General features: G+C 68.9%; 21 protein-coding genes and 3 tRNA genes. 10 read left to right on the top strand and 14 right to left on the bottom strand.

Features of this window, described 5'->3' with window-relative positions; genetic code table 11:
* The 4 genes from ACFSJG_RS03690 to ACFSJG_RS03675 form a co-directional block, all read right to left on the bottom strand.
* The coding region (locus ACFSJG_RS03690; protein ID WP_378483855.1) for a biotin carboxylase N-terminal domain-containing protein at positions 1 to 501 on the bottom strand (501 nt) is incomplete at its 3' end.
* 174 nt (positions 502 to 675) lie between these two features.
* Positions 676 to 1,176: an Rv2732c family membrane protein gene (locus tag ACFSJG_RS03685; RefSeq protein WP_378483854.1), complete on the bottom strand. Its 501-nt coding sequence runs from the start codon at positions 1,174 to 1,176 to the stop codon at positions 676 to 678.
* Positions 1,177 to 1,294: 118 nt separating this feature from the next.
* Positions 1,295 to 3,640 (bottom strand): ATP-dependent DNA helicase RecG, encoded by a 2,346-nt coding sequence (gene recG / locus ACFSJG_RS03680; protein WP_378483853.1) that lies wholly within the window; start codon positions 3,638 to 3,640, stop codon positions 1,295 to 1,297.
* Between the two features lie 88 nt (positions 3,641 to 3,728).
* Positions 3,729 to 5,405 carry a DAK2 domain-containing protein gene (locus tag ACFSJG_RS03675; protein WP_378483852.1) on the bottom strand — a complete coding sequence of 559 codons (1,677 nt, stop codon included), beginning with the start codon at positions 5,403 to 5,405 and terminating at the stop codon, positions 3,729 to 3,731.
* A gap of 214 nt (positions 5,406 to 5,619) precedes the next feature.
* Here ACFSJG_RS03675 and rpmB point away from each other — a divergent pair, with 214 nt between their 5' ends.
* Together rpmB and ACFSJG_RS03665 are read left to right on the top strand one after the other, a co-directional pair.
* Positions 5,620 to 5,811: a 50S ribosomal protein L28 gene (gene rpmB / locus ACFSJG_RS03670; protein WP_378483851.1), complete on the top strand. Its 192-nt coding sequence runs from the start codon at positions 5,620 to 5,622 to the stop codon at positions 5,809 to 5,811.
* Positions 5,812 to 5,938: 127 nt separating this feature from the next.
* A complete protein-coding gene (locus tag ACFSJG_RS03665; protein WP_378483850.1) occupies positions 5,939 to 6,736 on the top strand; it encodes an enoyl-CoA hydratase/isomerase family protein in 798 nt (265 codons plus the stop codon).
* Between the two features lie 85 nt (positions 6,737 to 6,821).
* Here the strand turns inward: ACFSJG_RS03665 and ACFSJG_RS03660 are convergent, their stop codons facing one another.
* Both ACFSJG_RS03660 and ACFSJG_RS03655 read right to left on the bottom strand, forming a co-directional pair.
* Positions 6,822 to 7,517 (bottom strand): uracil-DNA glycosylase, encoded by a 696-nt coding sequence (locus tag ACFSJG_RS03660; protein ID WP_378483849.1) that lies wholly within the window; start codon positions 7,515 to 7,517, stop codon positions 6,822 to 6,824.
* Between the two features lie 35 nt (positions 7,518 to 7,552).
* The gene (locus ACFSJG_RS03655; protein WP_378483848.1) at positions 7,553 to 8,497 is read right to left on the bottom strand and encodes a thiamine-phosphate kinase; all 945 of its coding nucleotides are present in this window, start codon (positions 8,495 to 8,497) and stop codon (positions 7,553 to 7,555) included.
* A 223-nt stretch (positions 8,498 to 8,720) separates the two neighbouring features.
* Here ACFSJG_RS03655 and ACFSJG_RS03650 point away from each other — a divergent pair, with 223 nt between their 5' ends.
* Both ACFSJG_RS03650 and ACFSJG_RS03645 read left to right on the top strand, forming a co-directional pair.
* Positions 8,721 to 8,954 carry an Lrp/AsnC ligand binding domain-containing protein gene (locus tag ACFSJG_RS03650; RefSeq protein WP_378483847.1) on the top strand — a complete coding sequence of 78 codons (234 nt, stop codon included), beginning with the start codon at positions 8,721 to 8,723 and terminating at the stop codon, positions 8,952 to 8,954.
* 49 nt (positions 8,955 to 9,003) lie between these two features.
* Entirely contained in the window at positions 9,004 to 9,633 is a 630-nt protein-coding gene (locus ACFSJG_RS03645; protein ID WP_378483846.1) for a DUF3515 domain-containing protein, read from the top strand.
* A 3-nt stretch (positions 9,634 to 9,636) separates the two neighbouring features.
* Here ACFSJG_RS03645 and ACFSJG_RS03640 read toward each other — a convergent pair whose 3' ends face one another.
* Both ACFSJG_RS03640 and ACFSJG_RS03635 read right to left on the bottom strand, forming a co-directional pair.
* Positions 9,637 to 10,743 carry a D-alanine--D-alanine ligase family protein gene (locus ACFSJG_RS03640; protein WP_378483845.1) on the bottom strand — a complete coding sequence of 369 codons (1,107 nt, stop codon included), beginning with the start codon at positions 10,741 to 10,743 and terminating at the stop codon, positions 9,637 to 9,639.
* A gap of 66 nt (positions 10,744 to 10,809) precedes the next feature.
* Positions 10,810 to 11,808, bottom strand: coding sequence for an NAD(P)H-dependent glycerol-3-phosphate dehydrogenase (locus ACFSJG_RS03635; RefSeq protein ID WP_378483844.1), 999 nt, complete (start codon positions 11,806 to 11,808; stop codon positions 10,810 to 10,812).
* 114 nt (positions 11,809 to 11,922) lie between these two features.
* Between ACFSJG_RS03635 and cofC the strand changes: the two genes are divergently transcribed.
* The 3 genes from cofC to ACFSJG_RS03620 all read left to right on the top strand — a co-directional run bounded on the left by cofC (position 11,923) and on the right by ACFSJG_RS03620 (position 15,827).
* Positions 11,923 to 12,585: a 2-phospho-L-lactate guanylyltransferase gene (gene cofC, locus ACFSJG_RS03630; RefSeq protein ID WP_378483843.1), complete on the top strand. Its 663-nt coding sequence runs from the start codon at positions 11,923 to 11,925 to the stop codon at positions 12,583 to 12,585.
* A 141-nt stretch (positions 12,586 to 12,726) separates the two neighbouring features.
* Positions 12,727 to 14,859, top strand: coding sequence for an RNA degradosome polyphosphate kinase (locus ACFSJG_RS03625; RefSeq protein ID WP_378483859.1), 2,133 nt, complete (start codon positions 12,727 to 12,729; stop codon positions 14,857 to 14,859).
* 23 nt (positions 14,860 to 14,882) lie between these two features.
* Positions 14,883 to 15,827: an NUDIX hydrolase gene (locus tag ACFSJG_RS03620; protein ID WP_378483842.1), complete on the top strand. Its 945-nt coding sequence runs from the start codon at positions 14,883 to 14,885 to the stop codon at positions 15,825 to 15,827.
* An 85-nt stretch (positions 15,828 to 15,912) separates the two neighbouring features.
* Here the strand turns inward: ACFSJG_RS03620 and ACFSJG_RS03615 are convergent, their stop codons facing one another.
* From ACFSJG_RS03615 to leuC, 3 genes are all read right to left on the bottom strand, one after another.
* On the bottom strand, positions 15,913 to 16,653 hold the full coding sequence (locus ACFSJG_RS03615; RefSeq protein ID WP_378483841.1) for an HU family DNA-binding protein: 741 nt from the start codon (positions 16,651 to 16,653) through the stop codon (positions 15,913 to 15,915).
* 154 nt (positions 16,654 to 16,807) lie between these two features.
* Positions 16,808 to 17,422 carry a 3-isopropylmalate dehydratase small subunit gene (gene leuD / locus ACFSJG_RS03610; protein WP_378483840.1) on the bottom strand — a complete coding sequence of 205 codons (615 nt, stop codon included), beginning with the start codon at positions 17,420 to 17,422 and terminating at the stop codon, positions 16,808 to 16,810.
* Positions 17,423 to 17,450: 28 nt separating this feature from the next.
* On the bottom strand, positions 17,451 to 18,884 hold the full coding sequence (gene leuC, locus ACFSJG_RS03605; protein WP_378483839.1) for a 3-isopropylmalate dehydratase large subunit: 1,434 nt from the start codon (positions 18,882 to 18,884) through the stop codon (positions 17,451 to 17,453).
* A gap of 171 nt (positions 18,885 to 19,055) precedes the next feature.
* Between leuC and ACFSJG_RS03600 the strand changes: the two genes are divergently transcribed.
* The 3 genes from ACFSJG_RS03600 to ACFSJG_RS03590 all read left to right on the top strand — a co-directional run bounded on the left by ACFSJG_RS03600 (position 19,056) and on the right by ACFSJG_RS03590 (position 20,625).
* The gene (locus tag ACFSJG_RS03600) at positions 19,056 to 19,775 is read left to right on the top strand and encodes an IclR family transcriptional regulator (protein ID WP_378483838.1); all 720 of its coding nucleotides are present in this window, start codon (positions 19,056 to 19,058) and stop codon (positions 19,773 to 19,775) included.
* A gap of 90 nt (positions 19,776 to 19,865) precedes the next feature.
* A complete protein-coding gene (locus ACFSJG_RS03595) occupies positions 19,866 to 20,363 on the top strand; it encodes a pyridoxamine 5'-phosphate oxidase family protein (protein ID WP_378483837.1) in 498 nt (165 codons plus the stop codon).
* 94 nt (positions 20,364 to 20,457) lie between these two features.
* Positions 20,458 to 20,625 carry a DUF5302 domain-containing protein gene (locus tag ACFSJG_RS03590; protein WP_378483836.1) on the top strand — a complete coding sequence of 56 codons (168 nt, stop codon included), beginning with the start codon at positions 20,458 to 20,460 and terminating at the stop codon, positions 20,623 to 20,625.
* A 63-nt stretch (positions 20,626 to 20,688) separates the two neighbouring features.
* Here ACFSJG_RS03590 and ACFSJG_RS03585 read toward each other — a convergent pair.
* The 3 genes from ACFSJG_RS03585 to ACFSJG_RS03575 form a co-directional block, all read right to left on the bottom strand.
* Positions 20,689 to 20,761, bottom strand: a tRNA-Glu gene (locus ACFSJG_RS03585).
* Between the two features lie 66 nt (positions 20,762 to 20,827).
* Positions 20,828 to 20,903: transfer RNA gene (locus ACFSJG_RS03580), tRNA-Glu, on the bottom strand.
* Positions 20,904 to 20,981: 78 nt separating this feature from the next.
* Positions 20,982 to 21,053: transfer RNA gene (locus tag ACFSJG_RS03575), tRNA-Gln, on the bottom strand.
* Between the last annotated feature and the right edge of the window lie 93 nt (positions 21,054 to 21,146).

Here is a 21,146-nt window from a genome sequence, read left to right as displayed (position 1 = left end):
ACCGCGACCACCACCACCGGCAACGGCCTTCACGAAGATCGGGAACTCCATGCTCTCCGACGCGGCAAGCAGGGTGTCCACGTCGGAGGACGGCTCCGACGACGCCAGCACCGGCAGACCGGCCGCCTTCGCCGCCGCGATCGCCCGCGCCTTGTTGCCGGTCAACTCCAGGACCTCGGCCGACGGGCCGACGAAGGCGATGCCCTCCGCCGCGCACGCAGCGGCCAGGTCGGGGTTCTCGGACAGGAAGCCGTAGCCCGGGTAGATCGCGTCCGCGCCGGCCTTCTTCGCGGCGGCGACGATCTCGTTCACCGACAGGTACGCCCGAACCGGGTGCCCTTCCTCACCGATCTGGTAGGACTCGTCCGCCTTCAACCGGTGGACCGAATTGCGGTCCTCGTACGGGAAAACGGCGACGGTTCCCGCGCCCAGCTCGTAGGAGGCACGGAATGCTCGGATGGCGATCTCACCACGATTGGCAACCAGAACTTTTGAGAACATTCCTGAAAACTACCTTTGCGTTCGCGCCGTCCGGGGCGTCGCGTACCAGTATTCGGGAAATACCCGCACAAACGACCACCTGTAACGATGCAGCACGCTACCGGGGCCCGCCTCACAAGACCACGTCACCCCCCGTGAGCTGCGGGTACGCCCGTCCGAGCGACCGAACCGGGACTACCGCGCCGGGCCCGCCATGATGTTGGAACGACCCGCCACGACCGGTATCCACAACGCGCTGAGCAACGCCATCGAAAGCCACGTGAGCAGGAGTCCGTATTCGAATCCCGCGGGGCGCAGTGCCGGCGGCAGACTCTGCTGCGACCAATAGCCCAGCATGCCGAACACGGCGCCGACGGCCGTCCCCATCACCGCCGCCTGAGCGAGAATCCACCGTCGCGTCACGAGGGCCACCGTCGACAGAGCGATGCCGAACACGAGCACGAACAGAACGAACAGCCGCAGCGGAACCGGCGTGGCCACCTGGCCCGCACCCGTGACACCGACGAGCGCCGCCCACCCCGACACCGAACCGGCGTGCGGGAGGAACAGTCCGACGGTGAGCACCACGATCACCGCGGCGAGCGCGCGTCCCCGGCGGCCCGCGGCGAACTCGCGGGCGACCCGCTTCTCGATCGCGGCGAGTTCCGCGCGCAGATCGGACAGGTCATCACTCACGACTCGGTTCGCCTCCTGCTTCGCCTGCCTCCTCTCGGCGAGGCACGGCCCTCCGCACGCTACCGGCGATCGGAGCGAGCGGACCGCACGGGTTCGGTCGCATGGCTCCGACCTGGGCCTACGACTTTTCCAGATATCGGACGCCCTCGGCGTCGAGACCCGCGGTCACCATCGACGCCAGCCCCGGATGGTTCGCCAGACCCGGATCCTCCGCAACCACACGGTGCGCCAACGACCGCGCGGTCTCGATGACGTCCTCGTGGTCGAGCAGCGACAGGAGCCGCAGTGTCGTCGTCGTACCCGACTGCGCGACCCCGAGGACATCGCCCTCACGGCGCTGCGCGAGGTCGAGTTGCGCCAGTTCGAATCCGTCGTTCGTGCCGGCGACCGCGGTCAGCCGCCGGTGCGGCGGCGACTCGGGACGCGACGCCGTGATGAGAATGCAGAGGCCCTGGTGGGCGCCGCGACCGACGCGGCCGCGCAGCTGATGCAGCTGGCTGACACCGAAGCGGTCGGCGTCGAGGATCACCATGACGGTCGCGTTCGGCACGTCGACGCCGACCTCGACGACGGTCGTACACACCAGGACGTCGATGTCACCCGCGTTGAACGCGGCCATGACCGCGTCCTTCTCGTCCGACGGCAGCCTGCCGTGCAGCAGCCCCACCCGGACCGACGACAGCGGCCCGACCTGCAGCTGCTCGTACACCGCGACCGCGGCGGCCGTCTGGGGCGCCTCGCCCTGCTTCTTCGCCTTCGCCTTGCCCGGGGCCTTGGCCTTCTTCGGCTGGGCGACCTGTTCGGACCCGGTGCCGGCGGTGAAGAAGTCGTCCAGGTCGAGGTCGCCCGGGTCGCCGTCCCCCTCGTCGTCACCGTCGCCGATCCGGGAGCAGACGACGTACGCCTGCCGTCCCTCCGCGACCTCCTCGCAGATCCGGGCCCACGCCCGGTCCACCCAGGCCGGCTTCTCGGAGGCCGACACGACGTTGCTGACGATCGGCGACCGCCCCCGCGGTAGCTCCCGGAGCGTGGACGTTTCCAGGTCGCCGAGCACGGTCATCGCGATGGTGCGGGGAATCGGGGTCGCGGTCATCACCAGGACGTGCGGGCTGGAACCGTCGCGCGCTCTGCCCCGCAGGGCGTCACGCTGCTCGACGCCGAACCGGTGCTGCTCGTCGACGACGATCATGCCCAGGTCGAAGAACTCGACGTTGTCCTGGATGAGGGCATGGGTACCGATGACGATGCCCGCATCGCCGACCAGCGTCTCGTTGAGCGCGGCACGCTTCTGCCCGACGGTCATCGAGCCGGTCAGCAGGGCGATGCGGGTTGCGTGCTCGGCCGCGCCGAGCTCCCCAGCCGTGGCGAGGCTGCCGAGCATCTTCCGCATCGAGCGGGCGTGCTGGGCGGCCAGTACCTCGGTGGGCGCGAGGAGCGCACACTGCCTGCCCGAGTCGATCACCTGGAGCATCGCCCGCAACGCGACGATGGTCTTGCCCGAGCCCACCTCGCCCTGCAGGAGCCGGTTCATCGGGTGCGGGCGCGAGAGGTCCGCCGAGATCTCCTCCGCGACCGCGAGCTGGCCGTCGGTGAGAGTGAACGGCAACTCGGCGTCGAACGCGGCTGCCAGTCCGTCCGCGTGGGGCGGGCAGGACGGCGCGACCCGCTCGTCCACGGCGTGCCTGCGCTGCGCGAGCACCAGCTGCAACGCCAACGCCTCGTCGAACCGCAGCCGCTCCCGGGCGCGGTCGACGTCCCGTTTCGACTCGGGCTGGTGCACGAGGCGCAGAGCCTCGTCGAGGTCGATCAGGTCCAGCTCCCGGCGGGTCGCCTCGGGCAGTGGGTCGGGGACGACGTCGAGCTGGTCGAGCACCTGCCGCACGCATCGTGCGATCGTCCAGGTCTCCACGTCCCGGGTCGACGGATAGATCGGGATCAGCTCGCGGTCGAAGATCTCCATGTCGATCCCGGAGTCGGCGCCCTGCGTGCTGCGCGCCATCCCTGCGAGTTCGCCGGACCCACGGACCCGACCACCGACGGTTGGCTCCCCGTCGCCGGTCGGGAGGATCAGATAGCTCGGGTGGGTGAGCTGCAACTGCTCACGGAAGTACTTCGCGGTGCCGGAGAACATCGCCCTGACACCGGGCTTGATCGCGTGCGCGACCTTGTGCGGGTTGAAGAACGTCGCCTCGACGCGCTGCGTGTCGGAGGAGAGCACGGTGCGGAGCATCTTGCCGCTGCGACTCTTGAACGAGACGACGTCCGCCTTCACGACGGTCGCGACCATCGTGATGTGGGCACCCTCGGGGGGCCGCGTGTCGCCGAGTTCCGCGCCCTGTGTGGCATAGCGGTGCGGGTAGTGCCGAAGCAGATCCTCGACCGTGGTGATGTCGAAGTCCGCCGCGAGCGGCTCGGCCGCCTTCACGCCGAGCAGGTGGTCGAGGCGGTCGCTCAGCGATGCCATGGGTTCGCTTCTCCGTTCACAGACACAGTCCTACTCCCCGGCACCGACGCTCAGCGGTGCCGAGGACTCGCCGGCGCCACCTCGACGGTCACTCCACACCGACCTGGACGAGGTCGGTGTCCTGTCCCCCGGGGTAGACCAGCACTTCGACACCCGGATGGCGGTGAGCCACGTGGTCGGCGAGCGCGTTCGCCAGTTCGTCGGTCGCCTTTGCGCCGAGCAGCAGCGTCACCAGCTCGCCGCCCACCCCGAGCACCTGGTCGAGCAGCCGGCGGCCGGCGTCGGCGGCGTCACCCGCGATGACCACGACCTCGTGTCCGATCAGCCCGAGGCCGTCGCCCGCCTCGCAGGTGCCCATGAGGGTCAGCGACCGCTCCTCCGCGACCCGGACCGATCCCCACCGTGTCGACGCCGCCGCCTCGGACATCGCGAACCCGTCGTCGACGGCGGGCCGTCTCGTGTCGTGGACGGCGAGCGCGGCCAGTCCCTGCACCATGGACGAGGTCGGCAGCAACAGCACCGACCGGTGGTCCTCGCGAGCCAGTGCGCCGACCGTCAGCAGTTCCTGGGCGGGCAGGGCGCCGTTCGGCATGACGAGCACCTCGGTGCAGCTCAGTCTGCGGATCGCGTCGAGGAGCACCTCGGGTGTGACCTGCTCGTCGCTGCGCAACACCTCGGCACCCTCGGACGCGAAGAGTTCGGCCGCGCCGTCGCCCGACACGACCGCGAGAACGCAGCGGCGACCCGGCACCGACATCGCCGAACCGGTGTCCCCGCGGACGAGGTCGAGAGCGAAGCAGTCGATCCGGATGCCGTGGACCCGACCTGCCGCGAGTCCCGCTTCGACCGCGGCGCCCGCGTCGTGGCAGTGCACGTGCACCGACCACGATCCGTCGCCGTCCCCGACCACGATCACCGAGTCCCCCACCTCGCCGAGGCGCGTGCGGAGTACCGCGATGCGGGTCTCGTCGGTGTCGGCGACGAGGTACATGACCTCGTAGTCGAGTGTGTGCTGCGCGTCCTGCGCGACGTGCCCGCCCTGGCAGTCGTGGTGGTCGCGATGGTGACGGTCCTGGTCGGAACGATCGCGGTGGGCGTCGGGGTGCACCTCCACCTGCGCGACCAGCGCGAGCCCGGAGCGGTCCGGCGTGACTCCGGTGATCACCCCGACCAGGGCGTCGAGGATCACGACGAGTCCGAGTCCCCCGGCGTCGACCACTCCGGCCCGGCCCAGCTCGGCGAGCTGTGACGGCGTCCTGGCCAGGGCGTCGACCGCACCCGCCGCGGCGGCGGACACGACGCCGGCGAGATCCGTGTCCCGGGGGCATGCCCCCGCAGCCGCCGCGGCATGACGGAGCACGGTGACGATGGTGCCTTCGACGGGGATGCTGATCGCGTCCGTCGCGAGGACGGCGGCCTGGTCGAGCGCGGCGCGCACCGAAGTCGCGTCGAGGTGGCCGAGCCGTGCGACGTCGGCGATGCCCCGCAGCACCTGCGACAGGATGACCCCGGAGTTGCCGCGGGCTCCCGCCACGGCTCCCCGGGCCAGCGCGGCCGCGACGTCGGCGACGGACCCGTCGGCCGACTCTGCCGACTCGGCGGCGGCGCGCATGGTGAACAGGAGGTTGGTGCCGGTGTCCGAATCGGGCACGGGGAACACGTTGAGGCGATTGATGTCCTCGCAGCGGCTGGTCAGGCCGTCGACACAGACACCGGCCCAGCGACGCAGCGCCTCACCGTCGACCTTCTGCAGCGCCTCGAGCACCTCGGTTCCGTCCCTCCGCCCTTCTTCGGTATTGTCGGTGCCGCAAGATTAGCCGCAGGGGCTGTCGGCCCGCTCACCGCGAAGTGTCTCTCACCACCGGTTTGGTCATTCGGCAGTGTTCCGGCTAATCTGGCAGGGTTGCCTGGCACGGGGGACACCAGTGTTCCGTGCCCGCGACAGAATCCATCCGCATCACATCAAGGAGTTCGCGACTATGGCTGCCGTCTGCGACGTATGCGCCAAGGGACCCGGCTTCGGTAAGTCGGTCTCGCACTCGCACCGGCGTACCAACCGTCGCTGGAACCCGAACATTCAGACTGTCCGGGCCCAGGTCGGATCCGGTACGCGTCAGAAGCTCAACGTGTGCACCTCCTGCCTCAAGGCAGGCAAGGTCGTTCGCGGCTGATCTTCGTATCGAAGTTCACCGATGCCCCGGCACCTCACGGTGCCGGGGCATCGGCCTTTTCTGTGCAGTCCCAGCCCGTGGGAGGCTGTGGCGCAAACGATCCCGGCGCCCGGATAAGGTGCTAGGGGTGACTTCACTCGACACCTACAGGTTCGTCCGTCTCGACGGCGACGTCCTCCGGATCGCAGTCGCGACCGCAGGCAAGGGCACCTCACTCGACTTCGACTGCGTGGACGAGGGCACCGCCGCGCTCCGCGCACTCACGGCGGGCGAGATCCGCGCCGGAGCGGTGCTGCTCGTCGGAGAGGGCGCGAACTTCTGCGCGGGCGGCAACGTCCGCGACTTCGCGAGCGCCCCCGATCGCGGCGCGTACGTCCTGGACGTCGCCCACCGGTTGCACGACTTCGTCCGACTGCTCGCCGCCACCACCGTCCCGGTCGTCGCAGCCGTCCAGGGATGGGCCGCGGGCGCTGGAATGAGTCTGGTGTGCGCCGCCGACATCGCGATCGGCGGGCAGTCGACGAAGATGCGTGCGGCGTACCCCGGCGTCGGCCTGTCCCCCGACGGTGGCATGTCCTTCACCCTGCCGCGCATCGTCGGCACCCGAAAGGCGAGCGAGCTCATCCTCACCGACGCCGTCGTGGACGCGGACGAGGCCGTGCGCCTCGGCCTCCTCAGCCGGCTCGTCGCCGACGACGAGGTGCAGACGGAGGCACTTCGAGTGGCTGCCGGACTCGCCGACGGCCCGACGTCGTCGTACGCGAGCATCAAGGCACTGCTCGCCCGGTCCGGCGATTCGTCGCTGTCGGATCAGCTGGACGCCGAGGCCGCGTCCATCTCGGCCGCCGCCGCGGGCCCGACCGGTCGCGAGGGCGTCGACGCGTTTGTCGAGAAGCGCCGCCCCGACTTCCGCGCCACCCGCTGACCCTCCCCGCCGGCATGAACGGAACCGTTCGGTCGAACCGATCGAGTGAACGGTTCCGTTCATGCCAGGGGGTAGGCGAGGACGATCAGGGCAGACGCCAGTCCACGGGCTTCTCGCCCATCTCCCCGAGGAGCTCGTTCACCCGGCTGAACGGCTTGGACCCGAAGAAGCCACGGGAGGCGGACAGCGGCGAGGGGTGCGCGGACTCCACGTACGGCGTGTCACCGAGCATCGGCTTCAACGTCGCCGCGTCGCGACCCCACAGGATCGCGACGAGCGGCCGGGGGGCGCCGCTCGGATCGGTGCGGGCCACCAGGGCGTGAATCGCCTGCTCGGTGACCTCCTCCCAGCCCTTGCGGCGGTGTGACGCGGCCTGGCCGGGCTGCACGGTCAGGACCCTGTTCAGCAACAGGACGCCCTGCTGTGCCCACGGAGTGAGGTCGCCGTTCGACGGTGTCGGCAACCCGAGGTCGGTTCCGAGTTCGGTGTAGATGTTCGACAGGCTCCGCGGTACCGGCCGGACGTCCGGCGCGACCGAGAAGCTCAGCCCGACTGCGTGGCCCGGCGTCGGGTAGGGGTCCTGGCCGACGACCAGCACGCGGACGTCGTCGAACGGTTGCGTGAAGGCGCGCAGCACGTTGTCACCGGAGGGCAGGTATCCGCGACCGGCGGCGACCTCCGCGCGCAGGAACTCCCCCATCTCGGAGATCCGGCCGGCGACCGGCTCGAGCGCCGCCGCCCAGCCGGGGTCGACGAGATCGGTCAGCGGACGCGGCGACATCAGGTGCTCCTTGTGTGGGTCGGCATGGGTGCACACTATCCGGACAGATTGGCGCCGAAGCTCTCCCAGCCCGCGGCGCCGGTCCATTCGCGACCGCCGACGAGGACACCCGCACCACGTGCGGCCGTCCCGCCTGCTCCGGTGCCCGCGTCGGGCAACACGACACCGATCCGCCGCCAGCCGTCGGGGAGTTCCGCGCCGGAAGGGAACGTGGCCGCCAGCGCATGGTCCTCGCCGCCGGTCAGCACCCACACGACCGCATCGTCCCCGAGAGCAGCCGCCGCGGCAACCAGCAGCGGATCCGGTTCGAGCGCCGCGGGTTCGAGGTCCATCCGCACGCCCGATGCGGCGCAGATGTGACCGAGATCGGCGAGCAGGCCGTCCGAGATGTCCGTCATGGATGTCGCGCCCGCCTCGGCCGCGACCGGTCCGCTTCCATACGGGGGTTCCGGAACCTGGTGCGCGGCAATCACTTCTGCGTGGCCACCGATGTCCGCGGCGAGAACCGCGAGCCCGGCCGCCGACCATCCGAGGCGACCCGCCACGGCCACCTGGTCTCCCGCCGTTGCCGTCGACCTCAGCACCGCATCGCGTCCACGGAGATCACCGAGGACCGTGATCGACAGCACGATCTGATCGGACTGCACCGTGTCACCGCCGACGACCCCCGCACCGAGACACTCGGCTTCGGCCCAGATTCCGTCGGTGAGGGCGTCGAGCATCGCGACAGGTGTGTCCGGCGGGCAGCCGAGCGAGACGAGAAACGCTGTGGGCCAAGCCCCCATCGAGGCGATGTCGGCACCGTTCTGCGCCACCGCCTTCCGCCCGATCTGCTCGGGTGTCGACCAGTCCAGCCGAAAATGCCTGCCCTGCACGAGCATGTCCGAGGACGCCACCACGCGGCCGTCTGCAGCCCGCACGACCGCGGCGTCGTCACCCGGCCCCAGCAGGGTGGTGTCGGGCTGATCTCGACCGGTCACCGCCCTGTCGATCACGGCGAACTCGCCGAGTTCCGCGACGGTGGCATCGGCCGGAGGACGGGAATCCCCGGCGGAGTCGGGTGTGTCGATGACGAGCCTTTCGTCCGGTTCGGTCGCGGTACCCTGGGGACGCGACCGGGAATCGACCCGGCCGAGAACTACGGACCAGGGCCATCGCGACTCTACCGAGGCCGCGACGCACTCTGCCGGGAAGGGACCTTCGGTGGCGCAGGCATACATCCTGATCCAGACCGAGGTGGGCAAGGCCACGACCATCGCCGAGCGGATCCGGCAACTGCCGGGCGTCCTCACCGCGGAGGACGTCGTCGGCCCCTACGACGTCGTCGCACGCATCGACGGGCGAACCGACTCCGGGCTGTCACCGGTCGTCGCCGGAATCCGGCAGGTCGCCGGCATCACCCGGACCCTCATGTGCGAGGTCCCCACACCGGCGTGACTCCCCCGACCGGTCCGACCCAGCGAACGAAACGGCACAGAACAGCACCGTGAACAGCCCCGAGCCCGAGAACACCTCCGCGTCTCAGAACACCCCGTCCGCCGAGGCGGACACCCGTCGCAGCCCCGCCCTGATCGCCGCGGCGGTCGCGTTGCCGGTCGCGATGGTCGTCGGCATCGTCGTCGCCGCGGTCCTCGCGAACCGAAACCCCACCCTGGAGCCGGTCGCACTGGGATCGGTGCCCGCACCGGCTGCGACGTCGCCCGAGTGCACGGCACTGATCGACTCGCTCCCGGAGAAGCTGGGCGACTTCGAGCGCGCCGACCTCGTCGATCCGGCGCCCGAAGGGGCCGCGGCCTGGCAGTCCGTCGACGCGCAGGAGATCGTCCTGCGGTGCGGCCTGGACCGGCCGGTCGAGTTCGACGCCGCGAGCGCGCTGCAGCTCGTGGACGGTGTGCAGTGGCTGGAGATCCCCGGAGGTGACGGCGTCGACGCGAGTACGTGGTTCGCCGTCGACCGCGGAGTCTACGTCGCGATCACCGTTCCGCACGGTCTGGGGCCGACGCCGATCCAGGACGCGTCCGCCGCGGTCGCGGGTGCGCTCGAGGCGAAGCCGATCGACCCGGCTCCGCTGCCCGCGATCACAGCGCCCCCGGTCACACCGGCGCCCGGTTCCTGACGGTCAGCGCAGGCCGGTACCGCGCGCCAGGGCGGTGTCGACCAGCGTCGAGACCAGCGCGCGATAGTCGACGCCCGCAGCCTCCCACATGCGCGGGAACATCGAGATCGACGTGAATCCGGGCATCGTGTTGATCTCGTTGATGACGGGACCGTTGTCGGTGACGAAGAAGTCGACACGCGCCAGGCCCTGGCAGTCGAGGGCGGCAAACGCCTTGACCGCGATCGCCCGGATCTCGTCGGCGACGTCGTCGTCGAGCTTCGCCGGGACGTCGAACTCGCAGATGTCGTCGAGATACTTGGTGTCGAAGTCGTAGAAGGCACCGTCGTCGTCGGTGAACTCGGGCATCCGGATCTCCGCGACCACACTGGCACGCACGGAGCCGTCGGGGAACTCCAGGACACCGCATTCCACCTCGCGGCCGACGATCGCGGCCTCGACGATGACCTTGGGGTCGTGGGACCGGGCGTGCGCGATCGCCGCGTCGAGACCGTCCCAGCTGGTCACCCGGGTGATGCCGATCGAGGAGCCGCCGCGTGCGGGCTTGACGAAGACGGGCAGTCCCAGCATCTCCCGATCCTGCGGCGACACGGTCGCGGCACCCGGCCGCAGCACCACCTGGCGCCCGACCGGCAGACCTTCCGCGGCGAGCAGCTTCTTGGTGAACTCCTTGTCCATGCCCGCGGCGCTCGCGAGGACGCCGGGCCCGACGTACGGCAGGCCGGCGAGTTCGAGCATGCCCTGGATGGTGCCGTCCTCGCCGTAGGCGCCGTGCAGGACGGGGAACACCACGTCGACGGAGGCGAGGACGCGGCCCGCCTGCTCGGAGTCGAGCGCGACGACGGCGCCCGCGCGGGTGGGGTCCACGGTGAGGGTCAGCGCGGCGCCGGTGGCGTCCACCGTCGGAAGCGAACGACCGTCCATGACCAGGGAGGCGGGGTCGGAGGCGCCCAGGACCCAGGCGCCGTCGTGGGTGATCCCGATCGGCACCACCTCGTAGACCTCGGGGTCGAGATTGCGGAGCACACTGCCGGCGGACACACAGGACACCGAGTGCTCGCTGCTGCGGCCTCCGAAGACCACTGCGACCCGGGTACGAGGATTGTTCACCCGGAAACCCTATCTGCCGGGGCCCGGTGGAGTCATTCCGGCAGGTGACGCCTCACCGGTCGCCCGTCACTCGGACTTCATGCGCCGCCCGAGGAGCAGCCCGACCGCCTCACGAACCGACAGTCCCTCGTGGCAGACGCGGTGTACGGCCTCGGTCAGCGGCATCTCGACGCCGTGCTTCTGCGCCAGCGCCCGCACCGACGTGCACGACTTCACTCCTTCGGCGACTTGGCCGTGAGTGGCGGCCTGGGCGCTGGCGAGTGTCCCGCCCTGACCGAGGTGCGCCCCGAAGGTGCGGTTGCGCGACAGCGGCGACGAGCAGGTCGCGACGAGATCGCCGACGCCGGCGAGCCCGGCCAGCGTCGCGGGGTTGGCGCCGAGCGCGACGCCGAGCCTGATCATCTCCGCGAGGCCGCGGGTGATGATCGAGGCGTTGGTGTTCTCTCCGAAGCCGACGCCCGACGCCATTCCGCAGGCGAGCGCGATCACGTTCTTGCACGCGCCACCGATCTCGCAGCCGATCACGTCGACGTTCGTGTACGGCCGGAAATAGCCTGTTGCGCAAGCCTTCTGGACGGCCTTGGCCCGCTCGTGGTCGGAGCAGGCGATCACCGTCGCGGAGGGCTGTCCACTCGCGATCTCCCGTGCCAGGTTGGGTCCCGACAGGACCGCGATCCTGTCCTCCGTGGCGCCGGTGACCTCACCGATCACCTCGCTCATGCGCAGCAGGGTGCCCGATTCGATGCCCTTCGCGAGAGACAGCAGCGTCGAATCCGGTTCGACCAGCGGCGCCCACGCGGCGAGATTCTCCCGGAGCGACTGCGACGGCACCGCGAGCACCACCAGGTCCGCCCCGTCCAGCGCCGCCGCGTGGTCGCTGGTCGCGGTCAGCGCGGACGGGAGTTCGATGCCGTCGAGGTAGAACGGGTTGGAGTGGTGGTCGGTGATGGCCGCGGCGACCTCGGGCCGACGGGCCCACATCGTGACGTCGGTTCCGGCGTCCGCGAGCACCTTCGCGAAAGCCGTGCCCCATGATCCCGCACCCAGTACCGCCGCCTTCACCATGAGCCCTCCGACCACCCGACTGTGTTTCCGACGACACTAGTACCGGCCGCTCGGGTTGGGGCCCGCGCGAACCACGCGGACGAGGCCGATCCCGCGGCTGGCAGGATGGCCGACATGAGCGCCGCACCCGCACCCCTGCAGGCCGCGCGCGCCCATGTGCTGATCGCGGTCAAGGATCTGCGACACGCGAAGAGCCGGCTCGGCCCGTCCCTGACCGCCGACGAGCGCGCGGCGCTGACGCTGGCGATGGTCCAGGACACGGTGACCGCCGCGTTCTCGTCCGAGGCGGTCCACGCGGTCACCGTCGTCACCCCCGACGCCGTCGTCGCCGCGGCCGCGGGCGCTCTCGGCGCGGCGCACTTCCCCGATCGGGGCGGGGACGATCTCAACGCGGTGCTCACGGCCGCCGCACGGACGGTCTTGTCGGGTCGGATCGTCGCGCTGCAGGGCGACCTCCCGTGCCTGTCGGGCCCCGAGCTCACCGCCGCACTCGCGGCGGCCCGACCCCTGCGGCGGGCGGTCGTGGTGGACCACCACGGCACGGGAACGTCCGCGTTGATCGCCGAGTCACACGACCTCGACCCCCGCTTCGGCCTCGACTCCGCGCGACGGCACATCGACTCGGGTGCAACGGCTTTGGACGGGGACTGGCCCGGCCTGCGGCTGGACGTCGACACCCCCGGCGACCTCGCCGCCGCGATCGCGCTCGGACCCGGTCCGGCGACGACCCGCGCGCTGTTGTCGATGGACCACATCGGTTCGTCGCACAGTCGTTGAGAATTCACTCGACAGGCCGCCGTCCGATTGTCCCGTCCTCCCGATGTGGGGGATGATCATGCAGTGAACAACGGTGAGGACGTGGGACGCGAATCGGTGCAGACGACGACAGCGGAGGAATCGGCCGGTGTCCCGGTCCCGATTGTCGGCCACCTGCCGGTCATCCCGACGGCGCCACCCGCCGCGACGCCGCCGTCCGTGGACGGATCGGTGGCCCCGCTCCCCGACGACCGTTACCTCAATCGCGAACTGAGCTGGCTCGACTTCAACTCGCGCGTGCTCGCGCTCGCCGAGGATCCTTCGCTGCCGCTGCTCGAACGGGCGAAGTTCCTGGCGATCTTCGCCTCGAACCTCGACGAGTTCTACATGGTCCGGGTCGCCGGACTCAAGCGCCGCGACGAGACGGGCTTGTCGGTCCGCTCCGCCGACGGCCTCACCCCGCGTGAGCAGTTGGCGCTGATCAACGAGCGAACCCAGGAGATCGCCGAGCTGCATGCCCGCACGTTCGGGGAACTCCTCCCCCTGCTCCGGTCCGAGGGCATCTCGATCATCCGGTGGTCCGACCTCGATCCCGAGGAGGCGGCCGATCTCTCGGAGTACTTCCAGGATCAGGTGTTCCCGGTTCTCACGCCGCTGGCGGTGGACCCTGCGCATCCGTTCCCCTACATCAGTGGGCTCAGTCTCAACCTCGCGGTGACGGTGAAGGACGCCTCGACCGGCGGCGAGCACTTCGCCCGAGTGAAGGTGCCGGACAACGTCGATCGGTTCGTGCGGGTCACCCGCACCGGATCGCCGTCGGGCATTCCTGCCTTCCTGCCGATGGAGGCGCTGATCGCGGCGCACCTGAACGTGTTGTTCCCCGGCATGGAGATCGTGGAACACCACGCGTTCCGCATCACCCGCAACGCAGACTTCGAGGTCGAGGAGGATCGCGACGAGGATCTGCTGCAGGCACTCGAGCGCGAACTCGCCCGGCGCCGCTTCGGATCCCCCGTCCGGCTGGAAGTCGCGGACGACATGACCGAGCACATGCTCGAACTGCTCCTGCGTGAACTGGACGTGAATCCGGGCGACGTGATCCAGGTGCCCGGACTGCTCGACCTGTCGTGCCTGATGCAGGTCTACGGCGTCGACCGCCCGCATCTCAAGGACGCTCCGTTCGTGCCGGCGACGCACCCCGCCTTCGGTGAGCGGGAGACCCCGAAGAGCGTCTTCTCCACGCTGCGCGAAGGCGACATCCTCGTGCAGCACCCGTACGACTCGTTCTCGACCAGCGTGCAGCGGTTCATCGAACAGGCCGCCGCCGATCCGCAGGTGCTCGCGATCAAGCAGACCCTGTACCGGACGTCCGGTGACTCCCCGATCGTGAACGCGTTGATCGACGCCGCGGAGGCCGGCAAGCAGGTCGTCGCACTGGTCGAGATCAAGGCACGGTTCGACGAGCAGGCCAACATCAAGTGGGCGCGCAAGCTCGAACAGGCTGGTGTGCACGTGGTCTACGGACTGGTCGGCCTCAAGACCCACTGCAAGACGTGTCTCGTCGTGCGGCGCGAGGGATCGACCATCCGTCGCTACTGCCACATCGGTACCGGCAACTACAACCCGAAGACTGCGCGACTGTACGAGGACGTCGGACTGCTCACCGCGGCCCCCGAGATCGGTGCCGACCTGACGGACCTGTTCAACACGCTCACCGGCTACTCCCGCAAGACCGAGTACCGCAACCTGCTCGTCGCCCCACACTCGGTCAGGCAGGGAATCATCGATCGGATCCACGGCGAGATCGAGCACAAGCTCGCAGGCGGGACCGCTCGAATCCGGCTGAAGGCCAACGCTCTGGTCGACGAACAGGTCATCGATGCGTTGTACCGGGCGTCGCAGGCGGGTGTGCCCGTGCAGGTCGTGGTCCGCGGCATCTGCGCCCTGCGCCCCGGGGTGCCCGGGCTGAGCGAGAACATCGAGGTGCGCTCTATTCTGGGCCGGTTCCTCGAGCACTCGCGCATCCTGCACTTCGCCGGTGCCAACGAGTTCTGGATCGGCAGCGCCGACATGATGCACCGCAACCTCGACCGTCGCGTCGAGGTGATGGCTCAGGTCAAGGACCCGCGGCTGACGCGGCAGCTCGACTGGAGCTTCGAGTCCGCACTCGATCCCACGACTCGCTGCTGGGTGCTCCAGGAGGACGGGCACTGGGCGGCGTCGCCCGCCCGCGGCGAAAGGGTGCGCGAGCACCAGGAGGAAATGATCCGCAGCCGCCGGACCAGCGGGGCGTAGGAACGGCAACGCAGGAGGCCCCCGTGAGCTCGAAATCGGATCACTCCAACCAGAAGTCGCCCGCGGTGAAGGCGAACATCTTCGCGGCCGGCGCCGTTCTGTGGCGCAAGTCCCCGACGGATCCGTACGACATCGAGATCGCGCTCATCCACCGGCCCAAGTACGACGACTGGTCGTTCCCGAAGGGGAAGCTCGACCCCGGCGAGATCCCCGTCGTGGCAGCGAGGCGGGAGGTCGAGGAGGAAACGGGGATGCGGGTCCAGTTGGGGCGGCACGTCGCGCGCGTCTCCTATCTCGTTCCGGGGCATCGCCGCCGCAAGCGGGTCGACTACTGGGCAGCGGAAGCGCGGCACGGCGAGTTCGTGCCCAACGACGAGGTCGACGAGTTGCGCTGGATGTCTCCGGACGCGTTGACGGGGGCGTTGTCGTACCAGGTCGACGAGAAGGTGTTGCGGCGCTTCCTCCAGGCTCCCGCCGACACGTCCACCGTGCTGGTGGTCCGGCACGCCAAGGCCGGTCGTCGCAGCGCCTACAAGGGCGACGACACCACCAGACCGTTGGACAAGACCGGTCGAGCGCAGGCGGAGGGATTGTCGGCGCTGCTACGGGCCTTCGGGGCCACCGAGATCCACTCCGCCGACCGAACTCGCTGTGTACAGACGGTGGAGCCGCTGGCCCGGGACATCGGCGCCGAGATCGCACTCGAGCCCGCACTGAGCGAGGAGGCGTACCGGGAGGACCCGGCGAGCGCGCAGGCCCTCGTCAGGAAGATCGCGGCACGCGGCGGGGTGCAGGTGATCTGCAGCCAGGGCAAGGTCATCCCGGACCTGTTGCAGTGGTGGGCCGAACGTGACGGAATCACGCTGCCGCCGGCGCGGAACCGGAAGGGCAGCACATGGGTGCTGTCGCTGTCCGGCGGGATCCTCGTGGATGCCCACCACATCGACAGCGCACTACCCGAGGTGTGACGTCGTCGGGCGGCATGTTCCGCCGCAGACGCGAAGAGAGGGTGTCGACGGTTTCCCGTCGACACCCTCTCTCGTAGCTCGCTGACTACCGCTTGCGGGCGGTGGTCTTCTTCGCGGGCGCCTTCTTGGCCGGAGCCTTCTTCGCGGGCGCTGCCTTCTTGGCGGCCGTGGTCTTCTTCGCCGCGGTCGCCTTCGTGGCGGTGGTCTTCTTGGCCGGTGCAGCCTTGGTGGCGGTGGTCTTCTTCGCCGCCGTGGTCTTCTTCGCCGGGGTTGCCTTGGTGGCCGTGGTCTTCTTGGCCGGTGCAGCCTTGGTGGCCGTGGTCTTCTTCGCCGCGGTCGCCTTCGTGGCGGTGGTCTTCTTCGCCGCGGTCGCCTTGGTCGCGGTGGTCTTCCGCGCCGTGGTGGCCTTCTTCACCGGTGCGGCCTTCGCCACCGTCTTCTTCGCGGGCGCAGCCTTCTTCGCTGCGGTCTTCTTGGCCGCGGCACGCTTCGCCGGAGCCGCAGCAGCCGAACCACGCTTCACTGCCGGACCGGAGGCCGGCAGCTTCTGCTTGCCTGCGATGACGGCCTTGAACTGGGCGCCGGGACGGAAGGCGGGCACCGACGTCGGCTTGACCTTCACCGTCTCACCGGTGCGCGGGTTACGAGCGACACGGGCCGCACGCCGACGCTGTTCGAAGACACCGAATCCGGTGATGGTGACGTTCTCTCCGGCGTGGACCGCGCGGACGATGATGTCGACGATGTGCTCGACCGCGTCGGTCGCGCTGCGTCGATCCGAATCCAACCTTTCGGTCAGCTGATCAATGAGCTCTGCTTTGTTCATTGGATGATTCCTCCGCAAACCAATGGCCCATTGACGGACCGACTATCAAACACGGTAAACCGGAAACGGGCAAGAGTCTATGTGCCACGCCAATTCTCATGCCTTTCTCATCGGCGTGGCAACCCGCTTCCGGTTCCCAATGTGCTTAGCGCCCCTACGAGTCAACCCCGGCAACGCGCGCAGGCAAGGTTACAGGTTTCCAAGACGGCCTTGACTTTTCGTACTCGGAAATCGCCTCTACCTGCCGCAACGTCAATCCGATGTCGTCCAGACCCTCGAGCAGACGCCACCTCGTGTAGTCGTCAATGGTGAACGGCACCACCAAAGTTCCGGCGCTCACCGTCCGCGACGTGAGATCCACGACAATTTCCAGACCGGGCTGCTCCTCGAGCGCCTTCCACAGCAGTTCCACGTCCGACTGCTCGACTTGAGCGGCGAGCAGACCGGCCTTGCCCGCGTTCCCGCGGAAGATGTCGGCGAACCGCGACGAGATCACGACCCGGAATCCGTAGTCGGACAGCGCCCACACCGCGTGCTCGCGCGACGACCCGGTTCCGAAGTCCGGCCCGGCGACGAGCACAGTGCCCTTGTCGTAGGGCTCGGTGTTGAGAATGAAGCCGGGATCGGTGCGCCAGCCGGCGAACAGGCCGTCCTCGAAACCGCTTCGGGTCACCCGCTTGAGGTAGACCGCGGGGATGATCTGGTCGGTGTCGACATTCGAACGCCGCAGCGGGACGCCGATGCCCTTGTGAGTGGTGAAGGCTTCCATCGAAATTCTCCTCCTGAGTGACGAATGTCTAGTCGAGGTCGGACGGCGCCGACAGCGTTCCGCGCACCGCGGTCGCCGCTGCGACGAGCGGCGAAACCAGATGGGTGCGACCGCCCTTGCCCTGTCGTCCTTCGAAGTTGCGGTTCGAGGTGGAGGCCGACCGCTCACCGGGGGCGAGCTGGTCCGGGTTCATTCCCAGGCACATCGAACAGCCGGCTTGCCGCCACTCGGCGCCTGCCGCCGTGAAGATCTCGCCGAGACCCTCGTCCTCGGCCTGCGCACGCACGCGCATGGACCCCGGAACGACCAGCATTCGCACGCCGTCGGCAACCTTGCGGCCCTTGAGGACTCCGGCAACCGCCCGCAGGTCCTCGATCCGGCCGTTCGTGCAGGATCCGACGAAGACCGTGTCGACCGGGACCTCACGCAGCGGGGTTCCCGCCTCCAAGCCCATGTAGGCGAGCGCCTTCTCGGCCGCGGCACGCTCGCTCTCGTCGGCGATCTCGGCCGGCACCGGCACGGACGCACCGAGCGGAGCGCCCTGGCCCGGGTTGGTGCCCCAGGTGACGAACGGAGTCAGCGCGGATCCGTCGATGTCCACCTCTGCGTCGAAAACCGCGTCGTCGTCGGTCTTCAACTCGTTCCACGCGGCGACTGCCGCGTCCCAGTCGGCGCCGGTCGGAGCGTGCGGGCGACCTTTGATGAACTCGTAGGTCGTCTCGTCGGGCGCGATCATGCCTGCGCGAGCGCCCGCCTCGATCGACATGTTGCAGATCGTCATTCGCGCTTCCATGGACAGCGTGCGGATCGCCTCGCCCCGGTACTCCAGGACGTAACCCTGTCCACCACCGGTACCGATCTTGGCGATGACCGCGAGAATCAGGTCCTTGCTCGTGACCCCGTCGGGCAGTTCGCCCGCGACGTTGATCGCCATCGTCTTGAACGGACGCAGCGACAGCGTCTGCGTCGCCATCACGTGCTCGACCTCGCTCGTGCCGATTCCCATTGCGATGGAACCGAACGCGCCGTGCGTCGAGGTGTGGCTGTCTCCGCACACGACGGTCATTCCGGGCTGGGTCAGTCCGAGCTGGGGACCGACGACGTGCACGATGCCCTGCTCGAGATCACCCATCGGGTGCAACCGGACACCGAACTCCTCGCAGTTGCGCCGCAACGTGTCCACCTGCAGTCGGGACACCGGGTCGGCGATCGGCTTGTCGATGTCGACGGTCGGGACGTTGTGGTCCTCGGTAGCGATCGTCAGGTCGGGACGGCGCAGCGGCCGACCCGCGAGGCGAAGTCCGTCGAACGCCTGGGGACTGGTCACCTCGTGCACGAGGTGCAGGTCGATGTAGATCAGGTCGGGCTCGCGCGAGGCTCCCTCGCCCTCGCCTCGCACGACGACGTGCTCGTCCCAGACCTTCTCCGCCAGGGTGCGCCCTCTGCTGGCCATGTTCTCCACCTCTTCGTGATTCGTCGCTCACCCGGGAGCGGCACAGGTTTGCTGCCGCGCGAGCGGCACGTTCCTCGCGGACTACGGGCTGGTCCTGCGAGGTCCGATGTCCATCATCCACCGCACCCCGGTCACACCTCGAACTTTGATCCCACAATGCGAGACGCTAGTATCCGATCTATGAGAAATCATAGCGCTCCGGCGGTTACCAGCGGAATCGGGGTTCTGGACAAGGCCATGACGGTTCTGCACGCCGTCGCCGAGTCGCCGTGCAATCTCGGAGAGCTCTGTGCCCGAACCGGACTGCCGCGGGCAACGGCACACCGGCTCGCCGTCGGCCTCGAGGTGCACCGGCTCCTCGCGAGGGACGCCGACGGCCTGTGGCGCACCGGACCGGGTCTCGCCGACCTGGCGCCCACCGCGAACGACAATCTCCTCGAGGCCGCTGCAATGGTGTTGCCGCGGCTGCGCGAGATCACCGGCGAGAGCGTCCAGTTGTACCGCCGCGAAGGCTTGCAGCGGGTGTGCATCGCCGCGATGGAACCGCCGACCGGGCTCCGCGACACCGTCCTGGTCGGTGCTCGACTGCCGATGACCGCCGGCTCCGGCGCCAAGGTGCTGCTCGCATGGGCGGATGCTCAGGTTCAGCGATCGGTCCTGCCCGACGCACTCTTCAGCGATCGGGTTCTCGCCGAGGTGCGCAAGCGCGGCTGGGCGCAGAGCGCCGCCGAACGCGAACCGGGCGTCGCGAGCGTCGCGGCACCGGTGCGCGACCGGACCGGCGCGGTCGTCGCGGCGATCTCGGTGTCGGGACCGATCGACCGCATGGGCCGACGACCGGGCGCCCGCTGGGCGGCGGATCTCCTCGCTGCCGCGGAGGCACTGCACAAGCGGCTGTAAGAAATCCCGTCGTCGTCGACCGGGCAGCCCTGCCGTGGCACAGTGCGTAGTGGAACACGTTCCAGCACACCCGAAAGGCAGGGCGCCGCAGTGGGCACCAACCAGCGATCGCAGATCACGATGACGGACACCGAGATCTCCGACTTCATCCAGCAGAGCCGGGTCGCCACGATGGCGACCATCGGCCCGAACGGCACTCCGCACCTGATCGCGATGTGGTACGCGATCGTCGACGGCGAGATCTGGTTCGAGACGAAGGCCAAGGCCCAGAAGGTCGTCAACCTGCGTCGCGACAACCGGATCACGGTCATGATCGAGGACGGGCACACCTACGACACGCTCCGCGGGGTGTCGTTCGAGGGCACCGCCGAGATCGTCGACGACCACGACGCACTCTGGGCGGTCTGCGTCAGCGTGTGGGAGCGCTACACCGGTCCCTACACGAAGGACGCCGATCCGGCGATCGAGATGATGGCGAACAAGCGTGTCGCCGTCCGGGTGAAAGCCGACCGGGTCCGATCGTGGGACCACCGCAAGCTGGGAATTCCGTCGATGCCGATCAGCGGCAGCACGGCGCAGTACCTCTAGCTCGCCGAAAACCGCACGACGAACGGCCGACGGCCGGGGTACGGTCACGATGCGACCAACCGAACGGACTCGACAGATCCAGGAGGAACGCATCGTGACCGAATCCGAGAGCGAACACATCAAGGAACAGTTCAGGGAAGCGCTCGAACGCAAGAACCATCAGCACTCGATGCACGGCAACGCGCCGGCGGGCGACTCGAAGGTGCACGAGACACACGGCCCGGCCGACCACAAGCGCGAGTTCCGGCGCAAGAGCGGCTGATCGAACGTCGTCGCCACACAACAGAAAGACCCTCCGGTGAGAACCGGAGGGTCTTTCTGTTCGTAGCCCCGACGGGATTCGAACCCGCGCTACCGCCTTGAGAGGGCGGCGTCCTAGGCCGCTAGACGACGGGGCCAGGACGTGATCGTGGTGGTCGGCTCGATGTCCAACCCGCCCGATCACAGATGTGGCACGCTCTCCGTGGTAGCCCCGACGGGATTCGAACCCGCGCTACCGCCTTGAGAGGGCGGCGTCCTAGGCCGCTAGACGACGGGGCCAGGGAACGTGCCGTGTACTGCATGGCGATCCGGATCTTCCGGGACGACATGTCGTCCGCGAACTTCACCGGATTTCCGCTGGGGTACCAGGACTCGAACCTAGAATGGCTGAACCAGAATCAGCTGTGTTGCCAATTACACCATACCCCAATGGCTTGTCCCGACATCCTTCGCGGTGAGGCGGAGGCCGTCGTTCGAACCGAGGAGAACAATAGCAAAGCCCACCCGTAGTCCTCCAAATCG

This window comes from Rhodococcus gannanensis (assembly GCF_042681175.1).
Taxonomy (GTDB): domain Bacteria; phylum Actinomycetota; class Actinomycetes; order Mycobacteriales; family Mycobacteriaceae; genus Rhodococcus_G; species Rhodococcus_G gannanensis.
Note: the sequence above shows the minus strand (reverse complement) of the source record. Positions and strands in the feature narration are given on the sequence as shown.

What these genes read in the sequence shown, in the direction of transcription:
- recG (WP_378483853.1), bottom strand. Translation starts at nt 3,640, where the DNA reads ATGGCATCGCTGAGCGACCGCCTCGACCACCTGCTCGGCGTGAAGGCG.
- rpmB (WP_378483851.1), top strand. Translation starts at nt 5,620, where the DNA reads ATGGCTGCCGTCTGCGACGTATGCGCCAAGGGACCCGGCTTCGGTAAG.
- ACFSJG_RS03660 (WP_378483849.1), bottom strand. Translation starts at nt 7,517, where the DNA reads ATGTCGCCGCGTCCGCTGACCGATCTCGTCGACCCCGGCTGGGCGGCG.
- ACFSJG_RS03635 (WP_378483844.1), bottom strand. Translation starts at nt 11,808, where the DNA reads ATGGTGAAGGCGGCGGTACTGGGTGCGGGATCATGGGGCACGGCTTTC.
- cofC (WP_378483843.1), top strand. Translation starts at nt 11,923, where the DNA reads ATGAGCGCCGCACCCGCACCCCTGCAGGCCGCGCGCGCCCATGTGCTG.
- ACFSJG_RS03615 (WP_378483841.1), bottom strand. Translation starts at nt 16,653, where the DNA reads ATGAACAAAGCAGAGCTCATTGATCAGCTGACCGAAAGGTTGGATTCG.
- leuD (WP_378483840.1), bottom strand. Translation starts at nt 17,422, where the DNA reads ATGGAAGCCTTCACCACTCACAAGGGCATCGGCGTCCCGCTGCGGCGT.
- ACFSJG_RS03600 (WP_378483838.1), top strand. Translation starts at nt 19,056, where the DNA reads ATGAGAAATCATAGCGCTCCGGCGGTTACCAGCGGAATCGGGGTTCTG.